Source organism: Blastochloris sulfoviridis (genome assembly GCF_008630065.1).
GTDB lineage: Bacteria > Pseudomonadota > Alphaproteobacteria > Rhizobiales > Xanthobacteraceae > Blastochloris > Blastochloris sulfoviridis.
The window spans coordinates 1-1,136 of record NZ_VWPL01000071.1 but is presented as its reverse complement, the minus strand read 5'-3'; the positions used below and the strand labels follow the sequence as shown (position 1 = coordinate 1,136).

Sequence of the window (1,136 nt, the reverse complement as noted above, 5' to 3'; positions counted from 1 at the left end):
GGGTCTCGCCAGGGTTTGTTGTCTCGAATCATGGCGTTGAGGATGGTCAGGAGCTTTCGGGCGATGGCGATGAGGGCGACCTTGGCGGGTTTTCCGCGGGCTTTGAGGTCGGCGTAGAGCTGTTTGGCCCACGGGTTCCAGTGGATGGCGGCGAAGGCGGCGAGATAGCAGGCGCGCTTGAGCGCGCGGCGTCCGGCCTCGATATGGGCCGGCCGCCGCGCTTTGCCGCTGTCGTTGCGATAGGGTGCGCAGCCGCCGATGGCACCGGCTTGGCGGGGGCTGAACCGGCCGAGTTCGGGAGCTTCTGCGAGCAGGACGCGGGCCGTCTTGCTGGCGATCCCCGGCACCGAGGTGATGATCTTGGCCTTGGCGTCCATCGCCGGGTCGGCGGCGATCAGCGCCTCGATGGCCTGTTCGGCCGCGGCGACGGTGTCGCGCAGGGCGGCGATTTCGGCATCGAGCCGGGCGGTGATGGCCGCCAGGGTGGGGTGAGCCTTGCGGTTCTCCAGGCGGCGGATGTCGGCCTCGGCGCGGGTGATTTCGCGCACCCAGGCGGTCAACTCGCTCTGCGCCTGCGAGGGCTCCGGGAACGGCCGGCAGGGGTGATGCAGCATGAAGGCGCGGATGATGCGGGCGTCGAGCGGATCGCTCTTGGCGCGCTGGCCGCAGGCCTTGGCGAACTGGCGGCAGCGCCAGCTGTCGACCTGCAGCACGGTGAGGCCGGCTTCGCGCAGCACCGCGACCGCCAGGCGTTCATAGCCGCCGGTCGGCTCCAGGCCGGCGGTGGTGAGCCCGGCCTTCACCAGGCGCCTGGCCAAGCGCTGGAGAGCCGCGGGGGTATTGTCGACCCGCTCGACCTTGGTGTCGTCGAAGGCGATGTCGAGCCAGTCCTTGGAGACATCGATGCCCACAAGGTGGGTGGCAAGCGGCGTCGGGTGTGGCAGCATGGCAAGCATCCCAGGCTTGGAAGCGGGGTCAAAAGCCCCGTGCAACTGTTCGGGTTGGCTTGGGACGGACGGCCGCTCTTGCTCGCGACGGCCTCGAAGGCTCACCCGGGACACGGCGTGCCGCCCGCACCGGCTCGGGGTGGCCACCCCGAGCCGGTGCACCCATCAAAGCACATTTCGCCGTTCCAA

1 protein-coding gene is annotated in these 1,136 nt (G+C 69.6%); it reads right to left on the bottom strand.

What is annotated here, in order from left to right; genetic code table 11:
- A partial coding sequence (locus tag F1193_RS16865) for an IS110 family RNA-guided transposase (protein ID WP_170263743.1) occupies positions 1–947 on the bottom strand: 947 nt, incomplete at its 3' end.
- Between the last annotated feature and the right edge of the window lie 189 nt (positions 948–1,136).